This is a genomic window from Congregibacter sp., from assembly GCF_965662665.1.
Classification (GTDB): domain Bacteria; phylum Pseudomonadota; class Gammaproteobacteria; order Pseudomonadales; family Halieaceae; genus Congregibacter.
Genome location: NZ_CBFIIF010000033.1, coordinates 1 through 17242, shown reverse-complemented (window position 1 = coordinate 17242; position 17242 = coordinate 1). Strand labels below are relative to the sequence as shown.

Sequence of the window (17242 nt, the reverse complement as noted above, 5' to 3'; positions counted from 1 at the left end):
GTTTTTTTCATGGGTAATCATAACCCGTGCGCCGACTCAGCTATACTCCCGCGATTTTGCGACGCCGGTTGTCACCCATGGACGAGGAACACAAACGCATGCGTTGGGCGAGCCGACGAGGCATGCTCGAGCTCGATCTCATTCTTGAGCCCTATGTGCGACTGCATTACGCAACGTTGGACGAGGCGGGGCGCGAACGTTATCGCTCCCTGATGAGTTGTCAGGATCAAGAGCTGTTTGACTGGTTCTTGCGCAAGCAGAATCCGGAGGATCCTGAGATTGCCCTGATGGTGAGGATTATTCTGGATGCCCGGCGACCTGAGGATACACCTCCATAGCTCAAATCGATTGCGCAAGCTGCACAGCGCAGCACTGCTACTGAGCTTACTGTGCCTGGCTACGAGCCTGTATCTCCGGGACCCCAGACTGCTGCTCCCGATGTTGGCTTGCGTCTTACTGGCCGCTGCGATCTCAGAGCTGGATCCCCGCGGAACCACCTTGCGCTGCAATGGCATCAGTCAAAGCCCTGGCGAGTGGTTATGCAGGACGCCAGAGCAGACCGCTTACACACCGTGCATCATTCGCGATCGCGGCAGGCTCACCGACCTACAGTGGCTTGACTGCGTTACGGGAGCGGTGGCCGGGCGTCGCGGACAGTTAAGGCGGCTGTTGGTCTTCTCTGACGCGATGTCCTACGAGCACTGGCGCTTGCTGCGTCGGCAACTGCGCCTTGATGCCCATGGCAGGGAGGCGGCAGTTTCCAAGCTGTCCTCTCAGTCGCCGCGGTAATTGTTTGGGGTGAGGATTGTGTCTTTGGGCTCCGGGAGTAACTCCGGGTAATCGAGAGTGTAGTGCAGCCCTCGACTCTCCCGACGCTCTATTGCGCAGCGAATCATCAATTCAGCCACCATGGCCAGGTTCCGTAGTTCCAACAGGTCATTGCTGACCTTGTAGTTGCTGTAATACTCCGCAATCTCTCCCTGAAGCAGGTCCGCACGCCGCAGGGCGCGCTGCAGGCGTTTGTTTGTGCGCACAATGCCTACGTAATCCCACATGAAGCGTCGGAGCTCGTGCCAGTTATGCGAAATAACGACATCTTCATCCGAATCTGTAACCTGGCTTTCGTCCCAGGGGGGAGGGCTTTGCTGCCGGTCTCCCTCTAATCCCTCTTCTATAATTTGACGCGCTGCCGCCTGCGCGTAGACCAGACACTCCAGCAATGAGTTGCTCGCCATACGATTAGCGCCGTGGAGTCCTGTGAAAGAGCATTCACCGATAGCGTAGAGACCTTTCACATCGCTACAGCCATTGGTATCCACAATAATGCCGCCACAGGTGTAGTGCGCTGCCGGGACCACGGGGATTCGATCTCGGGTGATGTCGATACCGTATTCAAGGCAACGCTCGTAAATCGTTGGAAAGTGCTGACGGACAAACTCGGGATCCTTGTGGGAGATATCCAGGTACACGCAGTCGACACCCAGTCTCTTCATCTCGTGATCGATAGCTCGCGCGACGACATCTCTGGGGGCTAGTTCAGCACGCTGGTCAAAATTGGGCATGAACCGATCCCCGTTCGGAAGTAGCAGTAGCGCGCCTTCACCGCGCAGGGCCTCCGTAACAAGAAAGGACTTAGCTTCCGGGTGATACAGGCAGGTAGGGTGGAATTGGTTGAACTCGAGGTTTGCAACGCGGCAGCCCGCTCGCCAGGCCATGGCGATACCATCGCCGCTCGCACCGTCAGGGTTGCTGGTGTACAGATAGGCTTTACTCGCTCCCCCGCTGGCAAGCACAACGGTGCTGGCCTCGAAGAGATCAACGCGGTCTTCGCGCTCATCAAGAACGTAGATCCCTTTACAGCGACCCTCGCGAACAACCAGATCTACTGCGATGCGTCCCGGGAGTAAATCGATGTTTTCAGCTTGCCGTGCACGCGCTTCGAGGACTTCCCCTATGGCGCCACCCGTTCGATCCGCAGCATGGACTATTCTGCGGTGACTGTGGCCGCCTTCTTGAGCGAGATGGTATTCCGGTGATTGTGTGGGGCTAATGTCTTCTCTAAGGTCAAAGTCGACGCCCAAAGAGGCAAGCCAGTCAACAGTTTCTCGGCTGCGGGAAACGGTCTGTTCCACCGCATCACGATGACACAGACCCGCTCCTGCTCGCAGCGTATCCTCGACATGGGCATCAACGCTGTCTCTTGCATGGAGCACCGCAGCCATGCCGCCCTGCGCCCAGTAAGTCGAGCTTTGTTTAACGTCCCCCTTGGAAAGCACCGCAATGCGGTATTCAGCGGGAAGGCGCAGTGCGAGAGATAATCCTGCCGCACCACGACCTATGATGACAACGTCATGGCGGAAATGCGTGCTCATAGCGCGCTCAAATTCCTTATAGTTTGACCTCAACGGCGGTTATCATGCCTGTTTTAGCGGCGTATCGGTACAGAGATTCGTCGACCGCCAATGGTCCCGGCAAAAACGTAAATAGTTCACAGGGAACTGACCAGCGTTATGGGGGTCAATTATTAGCAGGTAAGGCAGCGTGCGGTTGCTGACGCCGTGCATCATGGAGGATTGCGACGTTTGACCGCCTCGGTCACAGATAAACAGTTGGTTGTGCGGGTTCAGAAGGGCGACAAAAACGCCTTTGATCTGTTGGTTATCAAATACCAACAGAAAATAATGAGCCTCATCAGCCGCTATGTGCATGACGCAGACGAGGTGCAGGATGTTGCCCAGGAAGCGTTTATCAAAGCTTATCGAGCCCTTCCGGGGTTTCGGGGCGATAGCGCCTTTTATACCTGGCTGTATCGAATTGCGATTAATACCGCAAAGAATCACCTTGTCTCGCGCTCCCGCCGACCGCCCGGGTCTGACGTTGATGTCGATGACGCTCAGTATTTGGAGGGGGGGGATGCATTGCGCGATAGAGAAACGCCAGAAAATGCGCTTTTTGGCGAAGAATTGCGTGTCCGGGTAAACGGCGCGCTGTACGCGCTGCCAGATGATTTACGAACCGCGGTAACTTTGCGGGAATTTGATGGTCTGAGTTATGAGGAAATTGCTGAAGTCATGGAATGCCCGGTGGGCACAGTGCGATCCCGAATATTTCGCGCACGCGAGGCGATAGACAAGATAGTGCAGCAGCAAATGGGTGGTGAATAATCGCCAGCGCGTGGCGTAGCGATGAACGCACCAGTCCCAGCAGTAGGGCAGTAGCATGATGATGGTCTGCCGGCCGAAACAAACGTAGTAAATGCATATTGAATTTGTAGAGTGATGATAGCGGTATGAGTGATATGACTAGCGGAGAGTTAAAGCATGCGTAACGCCGAGACCCCCAATCCCGGAGCGGCGGCTGCGGAGACCCTGTCTGCGTTGGCTGACAACGAAGCACAGGAGCTTGAGCTGCGTCGCGTTCTGCGTGATGTGGAAAGTAATCCCGAGTTACGCAAACACTGGTATCGCCTGCACATAGCGCGCAGCGCAATGCAGGGTGAGGCAGTACGTCCGGCCCCGGATTTTGCGCTGTCGGTGCGCGCAGCGATCGATGCAGAGCCGGCGTTGGAGCAAAGTAACGCCGGCAACTGGCGCCGTGCTCTGGGAAGTTTCGCGGTAGCAGCGTCGGTGGCAGCGGTGGTAGTAGTGGGCGGGCAACAATTAGCGGTGACTTCTGCGGGAGGCGATGCAGATTTGGTGGCGCGTGTGGCTCCTCTGCCAGTGGGGGTAGTGAACACCACAGGCGCTGTGCCCGTGCAGGCAAGTTACGGAACTCGTGCGCTGCCGACACTGCAACCTGCGGATCGTACTGCCTATCGTGAGCTCGCACGGCAACGACTGCGACGCTACAGCCAGGAACACGCAGAGCATGCATCGCTGAACACGCCTCAGGGAATGTTGCCCTTTGCCCGCGTTCCGGTAATCGAGCAGTAAAGTGCAAAAGAGCCTGTCGAAAACGACTCTGGAGGGGCGCTCAGACTGTTCCCCTTTAGACCGTGCGCAGCACAAGGGGCGGTCTCTGCGTCTACGCGGTATGGCGTTACTTGCTTTGTGTCTGCCTGCAGCGGCCTTTGCCCAGCAGCAATGTGAAACACTGGATCCGTCGGTCACACGCTTGTTGCAGGCGATGTCCAGCAATGCCCAGCAGGTGAGTTACAGCGGCGTGGTTACGCTTCAGCGGGGCGGTGACATGCAGATCATGGAGTTGTCACACAGCGTCGAAAATGGGCAGTCTACAGAACAGCTCTCTCGCCTGACCGGGCAGGATGCGCTCGTCGAGAGATCCGGGCACCCCACGGAATGCATGCACCCGGGGCATCAGTTACTTCGCTCCGCTGATTTATTTGATGGGTCATTTTGCGGTCTTGCGTCCGTGTATCGGTTCCGGGTGCAGCCGGGGGATCGAATCGCTGGCCGGAAATCGCTGCGTTTGCGCGTGGAGCCCAGGGATATGTACCGCTTTGGACATGTCCTGGAACTGGACGAAGATACGGCGCTCATACTCAAGTCTTCCACTCTTTCTGCAGATCAAAGTGTTCTGGAGCAGTTTCAGTTTGCCAGTCTGGATTTGATGCCCGGCAAGTCCCCTGAGGCGCAGATCGCGCATGAAGCGAGTCATCCTCATCCCCATGAAACCGAGCACCTGCGACAGGGGATTGCCTGGGATTTGGCATGGCTGCCAGACGGGTTTATGGCGACGGACTCTGCTCCTACGGCATCTCAAAGAAAGAGCTATACCGACGGTTTAGCGTCGTTTTCTGTGTTTCTTGAGCCCTTGGGCGCCGCCATAAAACCCGGTGAGGGGGTTGCGCGTCAGGGGAGTACCGTGGCCTACACTCGCGGCGTACTGCTTCAGCGCCGGCCCGTGTTGGTTACGGTGCTTGGTGAAATTCCTACGAACACGGCGCGAATGTTGGCAGATTCTGTAAGGCTCCGCTGATGGATATTCGTTTCAAGAGTTTAAATGCTTATTGAAACCGCGCGCGTAGTTGCTCTGGATAGCGACGCTGTGTGGGTGGAGACATTGCGCCAAACTAGCTGTGGCAGCTGCGCGGCGCGATCGGGTTGTGGCCACGGTATGATCAACGGCGTTAAAGCCGGAGTCTCTCAAGGCCTTGTTAAGGCCCTTTTACCGGCGGATAAGTCGCTGGTGGTGAGCCTCCACGATAGTGTGGAGATTGCGATGCCAGAGCGGGGTTTTTTGCGCGCGGCCTGGATGCTCTATGCCATGCCCTTATTAACGATGATCCTCGCAGCGGTTCTCGCAGATCAATATTGGAGTGCAGCATCACTGGCGCAAGCGGCACTTGATCTGCGTGTCACCTTGTCGGCTGCTGCAGGCCTGGCCACGGGGTTACTAATGCTGAGACTGCTCAGCGCTCGTGTGAGCCGTGACCCGGATCTTCAGCCGCGGGTGACGGGAGTCAACTGATCCAATTGGGCGCGCGTAGCGAATCTCTTACGCAAACCTATTTCTCGACTGAAAATTATCTTGGAGATATGCATGACACACCTTTATGGAGCCCTGACGTCCAGAGTATTGGCGGCTATATCGCTTCTATGGCTATTGTCAGCCTCGGCCGCGCAGGCGGCGGAACTGCCGGATTTCACGGAGATTGTTGCGCAGCAGTCGCCGGCCGTGGTCAAGATCATTGTTGAGGCCAGTACCAGTAGAGCGGGTCCGGATGTCGATGCAGAGGAAATTCCCGAGTTTCTGCGACGTTACTTCCAGATGCCAAATCCCCCTCAGGGCCCTCAGGAACGCATGGCGACGGGCTCTGGTTTTATGATTTCGGAGGATGGCTACGTCGTTACCAATCATCACGTCGTCGAGGATGCCGACTTGGTCACGGTGCGACTCTCGGACAGACGGGAGTATGAAGCCGAGGTGGTGGGACTGGATCCCCGTTCGGACCTCGCGCTGCTGCGCATCGACGCCGAAGACCTGCCGTATCTCGTTCTGGGTGAAGATGATGCTTTAAAAGTGGGCGAGTGGGTATTGGCGATCGGTTCGCCCTTTGGTTTGGATTATTCCGTTACCGCGGGAATTGTCAGCGCCAAGGGGCGTAGCCTGCCGACGCGCAGTCGTGAGAATTACGTGCCATTCTTACAAACTGATGTTGCGATTAACCCCGGTAATTCCGGGGGGCCGCTGTTCAATCTCAAAGGTGAGGTGGTAGGCGTAAATTCGCAGATATTTACCACCCGTGCTGGCGGCTCCATAGGCCTTTCTTTTGCGATCCCGGTCAATGTTGTGCGCAACGTGGTTAATCAACTCAGAGATAGCGGCACGGTCACCCGTGGATGGCTGGGCGTGACGATTCAGAACGTGGATCGAAACCTCGGTGAATCCTTTGGCCTTGACCGGCCTCGCGGGGCCCTGATCTCTCAAATCGCAGGTGATGGTCCTGCCGCACAGTCGGGTTTGGAGCCTGGAGATATCATTATCGAGTTTGATGATGAGCCCATCGAAACCTCGGCAGACCTGCCCCATGTCGTAGGGCTCATAGCGCCGGGTACCGAGGTGGACGTACTCATCGTTAGAGATCGCAAACAAAAGACCATCGAGGTGGAAGTAGGTGGGCTTGATGCCGACGACAGCGTGGATCAGGCGTACCGGGACGGTCAGGAAGACGCCAGCCGCGGTGGGCGTCTGGGCATCGTTGTCGAGGAGGCGCCGGAGGAGATGCTGTCTCGCTGGGACCTTTCGGGCGGTGTGGTCGTTCGCAGTGTGGAACCAGATTCTGCCGCAGATGAGGCCGGTCTGATGCCCGGGGATGTCATTACCGCGGTAGGCGCCACTCCGGTTCGTTCCCTTGAAGTATTCAGCGAGATTGTCGGTGAGCTTGAGGACGGGGCGTCGGTGCCCCTGCGATTGATCCGCAGAGGGTCTCCCATGTTTATCGGCTTGCGTCTGGGTGATTGAATCTCAGAAACAAGACTCCCAGGGTGGCCGCTAGCGGATCGTTGTATTCGTAGCGACGCAGGGCTCACTGGGCTACAATGCCGCGCTTTTTGCAGGGATCTCCTTTTGGGGGGTCCCGATTTGCGGTGTCCTTATGAGCATGCCCTTTGAGTGACCTCGATCACATCCGTAATTTTTCCATCATTGCCCACATTGATCATGGGAAATCGACTCTGGCCGATCGGTTTATCCAGCACTGTGGAGGGCTGAGCTCTCGAGAAATGCAGGCGCAGGTCCTGGATTCCATGGACATCGAGCGGGAACGGGGCATAACGATCAAAGCCCAGAGCGTGACCCTGGATTACCACGCAAAAAATGGCGAGACCTATCAGCTCAACTTTATTGACACGCCGGGACACGTGGACTTTTCCTATGAAGTGTCGCGATCTCTGGAAGCCTGCGAAGGGGCCCTCCTCGTGGTGGATGCCGGGCAGGGTGTTGAGGCGCAGTCCGTAGCCAATTGCTATACCGCCATCGAATTGGGTCTGGAAGTGTTACCCATACTCAACAAGATGGATTTACCCCAGGCCGATCCCGACCGTGTGCGGGTCGAGATAGAAGAAATCATCGGAATTGACGCGACGGAGGCCTGCCTTGTTTCGGCCAAGTCGGGGCAGGGTATCGAAGATGCACTCGAGTACCTGGTTGAACACATTCCGCCGCCGGAGGGTGATCGCGAAGCGCCATTGCAAGCGCTGATCATCGACAGCTGGTTTGATAACTACCTGGGTGTGGTATCGCTGGTGCGGGTGAAGCAGGGCGTGCTAACACGGCGCGACCGGATTGTTGCCAAGTCTACCGGTAAGCAGCACCAGGTCGATGGTGTCGGCATTTTTACCCCCAAGCGCGAGGCGCGTGAGTGTCTGCAGGCGGGCGAAGTAGGTTATGTCGTTGCGGGTATCAAGGACATTCTCGGCGCTCCCGTGGGTGACACTCTCGTCCACGCAAAGATGCCCGATGTGCCTTCACTGCCAGGGTTTAAGATGGTGAAGCCGCAGGTGTATGCGGGTATTTTTACCGTGTCCACGGACGACTATGAAGACTTTCGCGATGCTCTAGCAAAGCTGACGCTTAATGACGCCTCACTGTTTTACGAACCCGAAACCTCCGATGCGCTGGGTTTCGGTTTTCGTTGCGGGTTTTTGGGCATGCTGCACATGGAGATCATTCAGGAGCGCCTGGAACGCGAGTATGATCTCGACCTCATTACCACGGCCCCTACGGTTGTCTACGAGGTGCTTACCAAGCGTGGGGAGACCGTGCGCGTAGACAATCCCTCAGCGCTGCCGGATATGGGCGACGTGGATGAAATGCGCGAGCCCATAGCTCGGTGCAATATTCTGGTTCCCCAGGACTATCTCGGCAATGTCATTAGCCTTTGTGTAGAAAAGCGCGGCGAGCAGCGTGATATGCAGTTCCTGGGTTCTCAGGTTTCGCTCACCTACGACATTCCCATGGCAGATGTTGTTCTCGACTTCTTTGATCGGCTGAAGTCTGTGAGCAGGGGGTACGCGTCTCTCGACTACGGTTTCGATCGTTTCGAGACAGCGTCACTGTCGCGCCTGGACGTGCTCATTAATGGCGACCGCGTGGATGCACTCGCACTCATCGTTCACCGGGATCAGGTCGAGTATCGCGGGCGTCAACTGACAGAAAAGATGAAAGAGCTGATCCCCCGGCAAATGTTTGACGTTGCGATTCAGGCGGCGGTAGGCGGTAAGATCGTAGCGAGGCAAACAGTTAAGGCGCTGCGCAAGAATGTGACAGCAAAGTGCTACGGCGGCGACGTAAGCCGCAAGCGCAAGCTGCTGGATAAGCAGAAGGCGGGTAAGAAGCGAATGAAACAGGTTGGGAGCGTAGAGATCCCCCAGTCTGCATTTCTTGCAGTGTTAAAGGTTGATTGATCATGTGCTCACAAGCTAGCAACAGGAACGTGTATGTCCCTTGATTTTCCGCTTATTCTGGTGATTCTTGTGTTCGGCACCGGACTTATCTGGCTGGTAGATCGCCTGCTTTGGGCTCCCGGTAGACAGCGCAGTCTCGACGCCTTGTGCACGCAGTACCCGGACTGGCGTTATGAAGGGAGTGCTGACGCCAAGAAGTTTGCCGCCGCTGCGGAGACACTGCCGCGGGAGTCAACGATCGTAGAGTACTCGCGATCATTTTTCCCCGTGCTGGCTGTGGTGTTTGTCTTGCGCAGCTTTTTGGCGGAGCCCTTTCAAATTCCGTCATCGTCCATGGTGCCCACGCTTGAGGTGGGCGATTACATTCTGGTTAACAAGTTTGTGTATGGCATACGACTGCCCGTGCTGCGGACAAAAGTGCTTCCCATCAGTGAGCCGAAGCGCGGGGATGTCATGGTGTTCTTTCCCCCGCACCTCAATAAAACCTACTACATTAAGCGGGTCATCGGGCTGCCTGGAGATGTGGTGAGTTACCGCAGCAAACGACTCTATGTAAATGGCGAGCCTGTTCCCTTTGAGCCGCTTGCGGTTGTCCCTGATGGAGCATCCCGCTATCAGATGGGTATGTCTGAGCTTGGTGGTAAAAACCATCTCCTGCAAATCAACCTCATGCGCCCGGGAAGAGACTTTACGGTCACGGTAAAGCCGGGGCACTACTTCATGATGGGTGACAATCGCGATAATAGTTCTGATAGTCGTGTTTGGGGTCAGGTGAGTGAGCGAGATATAGTAGGCAAAGCCTTCGCCATCTGGATGCATTGGGATTCGCTTTTCAGTATTCCCAGATTTGATCGCGTCGGCGGTATCGAATAGACCCAGCGTAGTGGGTTTTTATCGGGGGAATAGCTATGAAAACAGGTAACAAGCAACAGGGTTTAGGCTTGCTGAGCATGCTTATTATCGCCACGATGGTGGGTTTCTTTGTCATGTCCGGTATTCGCATTGCGCCGGGTTTGATTGAGTACCAGACGATTCGGGAGTTGGTGCTTGAGGCGACCGAAGACTTCGATGACGATGAAGACACTATCGCGGACATCCGCCGGGCCTTGGCGGGCAGCTTTAATATGAACCAGATCAAATCTATAGGCCCTCGGGACGTGGATATCACCCGAGAGGACGGTAAGGTGATGGTGAACGCCAACTATGAGGACCGGATTCCACTATTTTGGCGCATCGATGCGGTAGTCAAGTATGACGATCTGGTTTTTATCGCTGGCGAGCGCTACAGCGACGATTGATGGACGCGCAGCAGTGGCTGGAGCGGCAATTTGGCTGCAGGCTGCACAATGGTTCCTTACTGACACAGGCGCTGTCGCATCGCAGCGTTGGAAGCCGTAACAACGAGCGTCTGGAATTTTTGGGCGACTCCATTCTTGGCTATGTGGTGAGCGAAGAGCTCTACCGCAGATTTCCTGATGCTGACGAAGGTCAGCTAAGTCGCCTGAGGGTGTCCCTGGTCAAAGGGAGCGCGCTTGCCGATGTAGCCCGGGAGTTGGAGCTGGGCGAGCAGGTGCTATTGGGTGCTGGGGAGCGTCATGGGGGCGGCCGTCGCCGTGATTCCATTCTTGCAGATGCTTTTGAGGCGGTTCTCGGCGCTATCGTTATGGATCTGGGTGTCGAAGCCTGCCGCGCCGCAATCTGCACAGTGCTGAAGGCGCGTTTGGATGGCTTAAAGCTTGAGCAAGCTCGCAAAGATCCTAAGACCCGACTTCAGGAGTTACTCCAGGGCAGCGGTCGTACGTTGCCGGAGTACGTCCTGCGCAAAGCGGCGGGAGAAGATCATGCGCGGATATTCACCGTGGCCTGTGAGCTCGCTGACGGTCAGGAAGTCGCAGAGGGCGTTGGTGATAGCCTGCGAGCTGCGGAACAAGCCGCGGCAGCGGCGGTACTCGTTCAACTGGGGGAAGCATGAGCGAAGACACACGCTGCGGATACGTGGCGATAGTAGGGCGACCAAACGTAGGGAAGTCGACGCTGCTCAATCACCTTCTCGGGCAGAAGTTGTCGATTACATCCCGTAAACCTCAGACCACACGTCATCAGGTGTTGGGGATTAAGACCACGGATACGGCGCAGATGCTGTTCGTAGATACGCCCGGAATCCACGGTGGCGAAGATCGCGCTCTGAACCGGTTTATGAATCGCACCGCCGGGGCGGCCGTAGCAGCTGTCGATATCGTTGTCATGGTGGTGGATCGAGGGGAGTGGCGCGACGATGATGAGCGGGTGTTGCGCAGCTGCGTAGCCAGTGGCGCTCCACTGCTGCTGGTCGTGAACAAGGTAGACCTTGAGGATAACCCCAACGCTATTTTGCCGAGCCTCGAATCGTTGGCAGAGCGTGCCGACTTTGCTGCGCTGATTCCCCTCTCTGCGCTGCGCGCCCGTAATCTTGATGTGCTCGAAACAGAGATTGTGCAACGTCTGCCCGCAGGCCCGTTTCTCTTCGAAGAAGATGAGATAACGGATCGCAGCACGCGCTTTCTGGTCGCTGAGATTGTGCGCGAAAAAATTACTCGCCAGCTCGGAGACGAGTTGCCTTACTCCACCACTGTAGAGATTGAGGAGTATGGCCACGAGGGCGGAATCATACACATCTCCGCGGTGATTCTGGTTGAGCGTAAAGGTCAGAAAGCAATATTGATTGGCCAAAAAGGCAGTCGCCTGCGCCAGATCGGTACCGATGCCCGTCAGGACATCGAAAGGTTAGTGGCCAATAAAGTCATGCTCAATTTGTGGGTTAAGGTGAGATCAGGCTGGGCTGATGATGAGCGTGCGCTGCGCAGTCTGGGTTACGACGATGGACCTTGAGCACTCCAGACAGATCTATTGATGCGCGTTCAGCTCCAACCTTGCTATCTTTTGCATCGTCGACCGTTTCGCGATAACAGCGAGCTGCTGGACGTGTTCAGCATGGAATATGGGCGACTGGGGCTGGTCGCACGAGGTCTTAGCCGCCGCCGCAGGGGCGGGCCCCTGGGAGCAGTTCTGCAGTCTTTCCGGCCTCTTTTGCTGAGTTTTACGGGCAAGGGCGAGCTACTAACGCTCACAGGTGCGGAACCCGGTGGAGAGCTCCCACCATTACATGGCGATGCCTTACTCAGCGCTTTTTATCTCAGTGAGCTCTTGCTGCGGCTACTGCAGCGCTTCGAAGTACAGCCGGCAATTTTCACAGCATACGGCGCGGCTATCGCAGATTTGTCGGATCTTGCCGATGTAGGCGATGCTCGGGACGGTTTGGAGCCCGCGCTACGGCGTTTCGAGTTTCGTCTGCTGGAAGAATTGGGCTACGGCGTAGATCTGTCCAGCGAAGCGTCTCAGGGTGCTCCCATACGCGCGGCAGCAAATTATTCCCTGGTGCCGGATCACGGCTTGCGAGAAATTGGCGTGGGGGCGCGGCCGTCAAACGATAGCTTCAGCGGCGCACAAATTATCGCGATTGCCGATGGTCACTTCGATGGCGTGAATGGCGTGGCCGCGAAGAGGATGGTCAGGACTCTGCTGCATCCACATCTTGGCGCCACACCTCTGCGTTCACGAAGCATGTTCGAAACAAGTAGAGAACCGTCAGTGCGAATCCAAGAGGAAGCAGAGGTAGGTAACCGTTGATTGGTATTGGCACAGATATTGTTGAAATCGACAGAATCGAAGCCGTATGGCGCCACCACGGTGCGCGCTTTGAAGAGCGCATTCTGGTGCCGGATGAAGTTGTCGCTTGTCGATCAAAAGCCCAGCCCTGGTGCTATCTAGCCAAGCGCTTTGCAGCGAAAGAGGCTATTGCCAAGAGTCTTGGCACGGGCATTGGTGTGTCCTTGAGTTGGCAGGATATGGAAATCCGGCAGTCTGAGAGTGGCGCCCCCTTGGTGCACTTATCGCACTGGGCTAGTGCGGTGGCTGGCGAAAAGGGCGGCTCAATAGTGATTTTGACCCTGTCAGATGAGCGAGCCTATGCGGTGGCATTCGCTGTGTTGCTGGCATAAGGTGGTCGCCGCGTAAGGGGGCGAATTAGCGAACTTTGCCTATGAATTCTAGGAATTTCTATGCCTGACTATCCCACAATAGAAGCCTGTATCGGTGGTACACCTCTGGTGCGTCTGCAGCGCCTTCCGGGAGCTACGAGCAATATCTTGCTTGCGAAGTTGGAGGGAGATAATCCCGCGGGCTCTGTAAAAGATAGGCCCGCGATGAGCATGATCGCCGAGGCGGAAGCCCGGGGAGATATCAAACCCGGCGATACGATCATCGAGGCAACCAGTGGTAACACGGGGATTGCCCTGGCAATGGCGGCTGCGATTCGCGGTTACCGCATGCGTCTCATTATGCCGGCTACGGCGAGCAACGAGCGAAAACAGGCAATGCGAGCCTATGGCGCTGAGCTCATTGAGGTCACGGCGGAGCAGGGCATGGAAGGGGCTCGCGATCTCGCGCACAGCATGCGTGAGGCGGGAGAGGGGATAGTGCTTGATCAATTCGCCAATGCGGACAACCCTCTCGCGCACTATCGAGGAACAGGGCCGGAGATATGGCGACAGACCGACGGAGAAATCACCCATTTCGTGAGTTCCATGGGAACTACTGGAACGATTATGGGTTGCTCGGCCTACTTTAAGACCCAAAATCCGGCGATCGAAGTGGTAGGGCTCCAGCCCAAAGAAGGCGCGAGCATTCCCGGCATCAGACGCTGGCCTGAAGCCTATTTGCCCAGTATTTTTGACCCGGCGCGCGTTGATCGCGTTTTGGATATTTCGCAGGACGAAGCTGAAGAAAGCATGCGCGCCTTGGCGAGGGAAGAAGGGATTTTCTGTGGAGTTTCTGCCGGGGGCGCGGTGGCGGGTGCATTGCGAGTGTCGGCCGAGGTCGAAAATGCCACGATCGTCATGATTATTTGCGATCGCGGTGACCGCTACTTGTCCACCGGCGTGTTTGATAAGGACTGAGGCAATGGTCCGAGTACGGGAACAGAGTTATTTTTCTAAAGCAGGCACTGTCGATGCGGATGCCTGGCTGGCGCAGCTCCCTGTGGGCGATGCGCTGTCGGAGAAAAGTAGCGAGCGTTTACGGGACGCTTTGGAGGTTCTTCGCGAGGCGGCGAAGAGTCCGGCGGTAGATACCCGGGACTGGGCGCGGGAGTCCAACTGCGAGTGGGCGGGAATCGAATCAGCACAGATCCTCGCAGAACTGCGGGTTGGTATTGACTGTCTCATTGCCGGTTTGTTGTATCGCGCAGTGCGCGAGCAGCGTCTTGAACTGGATGAGGTCGAGACCCGCTTTGGCAGGACTGTGGCGGATCTCCTCCGCGGGGTTCTGCGCATGGCCGCCATTGCTGATCTGCGTAATCCCAGCGATACCGCGGTCCTGGGGGAGGCTGAGCGGCAGCGTGACAATATTCGCAAGATGCTCGTTGCGATTGTTGACGATGTTCAGGTCGCGCTCATCAAACTCGCAGAAAGAACCTGCGCGATACGCGCTGTGAAGAGTGATAAAACGCGCCAGGAGATGGTCGCAAGAGACGTGTTCGATGTTTACGCGCCGCTCGCGCACCGTCTGGGTATAGGACACCTCAAGTGGGAGCTTGAAGATCTGTCTTTTCGCTACCTCTACAACGATTCCTATAAGCGAATTGCCCGCCTTCTGGATGGCAAGCGACTTGAGCGCGATCGTTTTATTACGCGGGTAACCGATCAGCTACGCTCGGTGCTCGGCGGAGCCGGCATCGAATTTGAAATCAGCGGTCGATCAAAACACATTTACAGTATTTGGCGAAAAATGCAGCGAAAGGGCATCGGCTTTTCGCAGGTCTATGATATCCGCGCCCTGCGTATTCTGGTGCCGGAGTTAAAAGACTGCTACGCGACGCTCGGTCTTGTGCATGGACTGTGGCGCAATATTCCCAATGAGTTTGATGACTACATCGCCAGCCCTAAAGAGAACGGTTACCGCTCGCTACATACGGCGGTGATTGGTCCCGAAGGTAAAATCCTTGAAGTCCAGATTCGCACCCATGAAATGCATGAAGAAGCAGAGCTCGGTGTTTGCGCGCACTGGCGCTACAAGGGAACTGATACCGGGCGCAGCTCCGGCTCGACCTACGATGAAAAGATCAATTGGCTGCGTCAGGTACTTGATTGGCATGAAGAGAGCGGAGATGCCGTAAGCGTTGAGGAGCAACTCCAGTTTGATGTCGCTCAGGACCGGGTTTATGTGTTCACTCCCCGGGGGGATGTCGTAAATCTGGCGAGTGGAGGCACCCCTCTGGACTTTGCCTATCACGTGCACACGGAGGTGGGGCATCGCTGCCGGGGGGCAAAAGTGAATGGGCAGATTGTGCCTCTCACGCATTGCCTGCAGACGGGCGATCGTGTGGAGATACTCACAGGCCGGGAGAATCGTCCGCGGCGAGATTGGTTGCAGTCGGGGCTTGGATATCTTCAGACGCCCCGGGCTCGGGCCAAGGTACAGGCCTGGTTCAAGAGCCAGGCCAGCGAAGAAAACGTGGACGCCGGTAGGCAATTGTTGGAAAGAGAGTTCCGCCGTCTGGCACTGACCAGCGTGGACTACAAGCGCATCGCGGTAAAACTGAGTATTCCAACCGTTGACGATATGTATGCCGCCGTAGGCTCTGGCGATCTGTCTGCCTCTCAGGTTGTTAATGCTGCAGAAACGCTGATTGGCAGCAAACCCCAGCCAGAGCTGCGCGTCAGTCGTCCCAGCGGCGGGCGCAAACGCAATGCGGTGCAGGTGCAGGGCGTGGGTAACCTCCTTACCAATATTGCCGGCTGTTGCAAGCCGGTGCCGGGAGATGCGATTACGGGTTTCATTACTCAAGGACGAGGCGTGAGCATTCACCGCGAAGACTGTGCTCGTGTCTTGAAGATCTCAGAGCAGCATCCCGAGAGGGTCATCGATGTTGAGTGGGGCGGTACCCCTGATGAACGTTTTGAAGTGGATATTGCCATTGAGGCCTACGACCGTCAGGGCTTGCTACGAGACGTAACGTCGATGTTCGCAAATGCGCGTATCAACGTTCTCTCTATTCAGACCCAGACGAATCGTAAAGCCCATGCAGCGGCCATGCGCCTTACTGTCGAAGTTGGCGATTTAGGCTCCCTGGCAAAGCTCCTTGAGCGTCTCAACCGTCTCAAGAACGTGATCTCGGCGCGTCGCCTGAGTACCTGAACCGGTTCTGAAAACCAACTTTGGCTGTAATCGGAGCACCCGCCTTGGAAGATTCAAGCTATAGCGTCGCAGATTTACTGCGCGTCATGCAGCGGCTTCGCGACCCCGAGCACGGGTGTCCCTGGGATGTACAACAGGACTTTAAGAGTATCGTGCCCTCAACGCTGGAGGAGTGCTACGAACTCGCGGCGGCGATTGAGGCGGGAGATTATCCTCACATAGCGGATGAACTGGGGGACGTGCTGTTTCAGGTTGTTTTCTATGCTCAGCTGGGAGCGGAGCGGGACGTGTTTAGCTTTGAATCCGTGGTGCACGGTCTCGCAGACAAGTTGCTCCGTCGCCATCCTCATGTGTTCGCCCAGGGGCAGATAGAAGGGATCGTCGACAAAACAACGAATTCTTCGGGGGACGCCTCGGACAGCACCGCGGCCGTTAAACAGCAGTGGGAGCTTATTAAAGCTCAAGAGAGGGCGGGTCGTGAGCAGCACGGTGTATTGGATGACGTGCCGGTGGCGCTGCCTGCGCTACCCCGGGCGCAAAAATTGCAAAAACGCGCCGCGCGCATCGGATTTGACTGGCCCGACGTTGAGCCCGTAGTCAGTAAGGTCGATGAAGAGCTCAAGGAGTTACGAGAAGCGATGGGCGCTGGAGATAGCGACGCTGTAGAAGACGAACTCGGTGATCTGCTGTTTACTGTCGTAAATCTTTCACGGCATCTCAAAGTGGATGCGGAGACCGCACTGCGCAGGGCCAGCGCAAAATTTGAGCGTCGTTTTCGTGCCATGGAAGCACGCTGCTCAGCGAAGGGAGAGGCGTTGGAGGCTCTTGATGTCGCGGCTATGGAGCTGCTGTGGGAGCAGGTAAAAGCATCTGATTAGAGCGCCAGTCTTCGACTAAAGGCTGCTTGTTTCCCCTCTGGGCTCTCGGTATGGTGTCCGGCTCGGACGGGGGGTTCGCTTCTTGGCCGATAGAAATTCATACCACCAGATACGAGGAAGTTCATGCGATTGATTCTGCTCGGAGCCCCTGGCGCCGGAAAAGGCACCCAAGCTCAGTACATTACCGAAGCCTTTGGCATTCCTCAGATTTCGACTGGCGATATGCTGAGGGCCGCCGTGAAGGCGGGCACTGACTTGGGTTTA

Annotated in this window: 19 protein-coding genes; 18 read left to right on the top strand and 1 reads right to left on the bottom strand. The window is 56.4% G+C overall.

What is annotated here, in order from left to right:
• Positions 1 to 77 precede the first annotated feature (77 nt).
• Together ACTG39_RS12045 and ACTG39_RS12040 are read left to right on the top strand one after the other, a co-directional pair.
• Positions 78 to 338: a succinate dehydrogenase assembly factor 2 gene (locus ACTG39_RS12045; protein ID WP_439107807.1), complete on the top strand. Its 261-nt coding sequence runs from the start codon at positions 78 to 80 to the stop codon at positions 336 to 338.
• Entirely contained in the window at positions 307 to 789 is a 483-nt protein-coding gene (locus ACTG39_RS12040) for a protein YgfX (RefSeq protein WP_439107806.1), read from the top strand. Before ACTG39_RS12045 ends, ACTG39_RS12040 begins: the two co-directional genes overlap by 32 nt.
• Here the strand turns inward: ACTG39_RS12040 and nadB are convergent.
• Entirely contained in the window at positions 774 to 2372 is a 1599-nt protein-coding gene (gene nadB, locus ACTG39_RS12035) for an L-aspartate oxidase (RefSeq protein ID WP_439107805.1), read from the bottom strand. The genes ACTG39_RS12040 and nadB overlap by 16 nt on opposite strands.
• A 210-nt stretch (positions 2373 to 2582) precedes the next feature.
• Here nadB and rpoE point away from each other — a divergent pair, with 210 nt between their 5' ends.
• The 16 genes from rpoE to ACTG39_RS11955 all read left to right on the top strand — a co-directional run.
• Positions 2583 to 3164 carry an RNA polymerase sigma factor RpoE gene (rpoE, locus tag ACTG39_RS12030; protein ID WP_439107822.1) on the top strand — a complete coding sequence of 194 codons (582 nt, stop codon included), beginning with the start codon at positions 2583 to 2585 and terminating at the stop codon, positions 3162 to 3164.
• A 156-nt stretch (positions 3165 to 3320) separates the two neighbouring features.
• Positions 3321 to 3932, top strand: a complete 612-nt coding sequence (locus ACTG39_RS12025; protein WP_439107804.1) for a sigma-E factor negative regulatory protein — start codon at positions 3321 to 3323, stop codon at positions 3930 to 3932.
• A gap of 100 nt (positions 3933 to 4032) precedes the next feature.
• Positions 4033 to 4938: a MucB/RseB C-terminal domain-containing protein gene (locus ACTG39_RS12020; RefSeq protein ID WP_439107803.1), complete on the top strand. Its 906-nt coding sequence runs from the start codon at positions 4033 to 4035 to the stop codon at positions 4936 to 4938.
• Between the two features lie 24 nt (positions 4939 to 4962).
• Positions 4963 to 5430, top strand: coding sequence for a SoxR reducing system RseC family protein (locus tag ACTG39_RS12015; RefSeq protein ID WP_439107802.1), 468 nt, complete (start codon positions 4963 to 4965; stop codon positions 5428 to 5430).
• A 72-nt stretch (positions 5431 to 5502) separates the two neighbouring features.
• The gene (locus tag ACTG39_RS12010; protein ID WP_439107801.1) at positions 5503 to 6924 is read left to right on the top strand and encodes a trypsin-like peptidase domain-containing protein; all 1422 of its coding nucleotides are present in this window, start codon (positions 5503 to 5505) and stop codon (positions 6922 to 6924) included.
• Positions 6925 to 7070: 146 nt separating this feature from the next.
• A complete protein-coding gene (gene lepA / locus ACTG39_RS12005) occupies positions 7071 to 8867 on the top strand; it encodes a translation elongation factor 4 (protein ID WP_439107800.1) in 1797 nt (598 codons plus the stop codon).
• Between the two features lie 33 nt (positions 8868 to 8900).
• Positions 8901 to 9740, top strand: coding sequence for a signal peptidase I (gene lepB / locus ACTG39_RS12000; RefSeq protein ID WP_439107799.1), 840 nt, complete (start codon positions 8901 to 8903; stop codon positions 9738 to 9740).
• A 35-nt stretch (positions 9741 to 9775) separates the two neighbouring features.
• Entirely contained in the window at positions 9776 to 10165 is a 390-nt protein-coding gene (locus ACTG39_RS11995; RefSeq protein ID WP_439107798.1) for a DUF4845 domain-containing protein, read from the top strand.
• Positions 10165 to 10839: a ribonuclease III gene (gene rnc / locus ACTG39_RS11990; RefSeq protein ID WP_439107797.1), complete on the top strand. Its 675-nt coding sequence runs from the start codon at positions 10165 to 10167 to the stop codon at positions 10837 to 10839. The genes ACTG39_RS11995 and rnc overlap by 1 nt, the downstream gene beginning before the upstream one ends.
• Complete coding sequence (gene era, locus ACTG39_RS11985; RefSeq protein ID WP_439107796.1) at positions 10836 to 11735, top strand: GTPase Era; 900 nt, start codon at positions 10836 to 10838, stop codon at positions 11733 to 11735. The genes rnc and era overlap by 4 nt, the downstream gene beginning before the upstream one ends.
• Positions 11736 to 11756: 21 nt before the next feature.
• Positions 11757 to 12533: a DNA repair protein RecO gene (gene recO, locus ACTG39_RS11980; protein WP_439107795.1), complete on the top strand. Its 777-nt coding sequence runs from the start codon at positions 11757 to 11759 to the stop codon at positions 12531 to 12533.
• Positions 12530 to 12904, top strand: a complete 375-nt coding sequence (acpS, locus tag ACTG39_RS11975; protein ID WP_439107794.1) for a holo-ACP synthase — start codon at positions 12530 to 12532, stop codon at positions 12902 to 12904. Before recO ends, acpS begins: the two co-directional genes overlap by 4 nt.
• Positions 12905 to 12964: 60 nt before the next feature.
• Entirely contained in the window at positions 12965 to 13861 is an 897-nt protein-coding gene (gene cysM, locus ACTG39_RS11970; protein ID WP_439107793.1) for a cysteine synthase CysM, read from the top strand.
• Positions 13862 to 13865: 4 nt separating this feature from the next.
• On the top strand, positions 13866 to 16100 hold the full coding sequence (gene relA / locus ACTG39_RS11965) for a GTP diphosphokinase (protein WP_439107792.1): 2235 nt from the start codon (positions 13866 to 13868) through the stop codon (positions 16098 to 16100).
• A gap of 44 nt (positions 16101 to 16144) precedes the next feature.
• Positions 16145 to 16978: a nucleoside triphosphate pyrophosphohydrolase gene (gene mazG / locus ACTG39_RS11960; RefSeq protein WP_439107791.1), complete on the top strand. Its 834-nt coding sequence runs from the start codon at positions 16145 to 16147 to the stop codon at positions 16976 to 16978.
• A gap of 123 nt (positions 16979 to 17101) precedes the next feature.
• On the top strand, positions 17102 to 17242 hold a 141-nt coding region (locus ACTG39_RS11955), incomplete at its 3' end, for a nucleoside monophosphate kinase (RefSeq protein ID WP_439107821.1).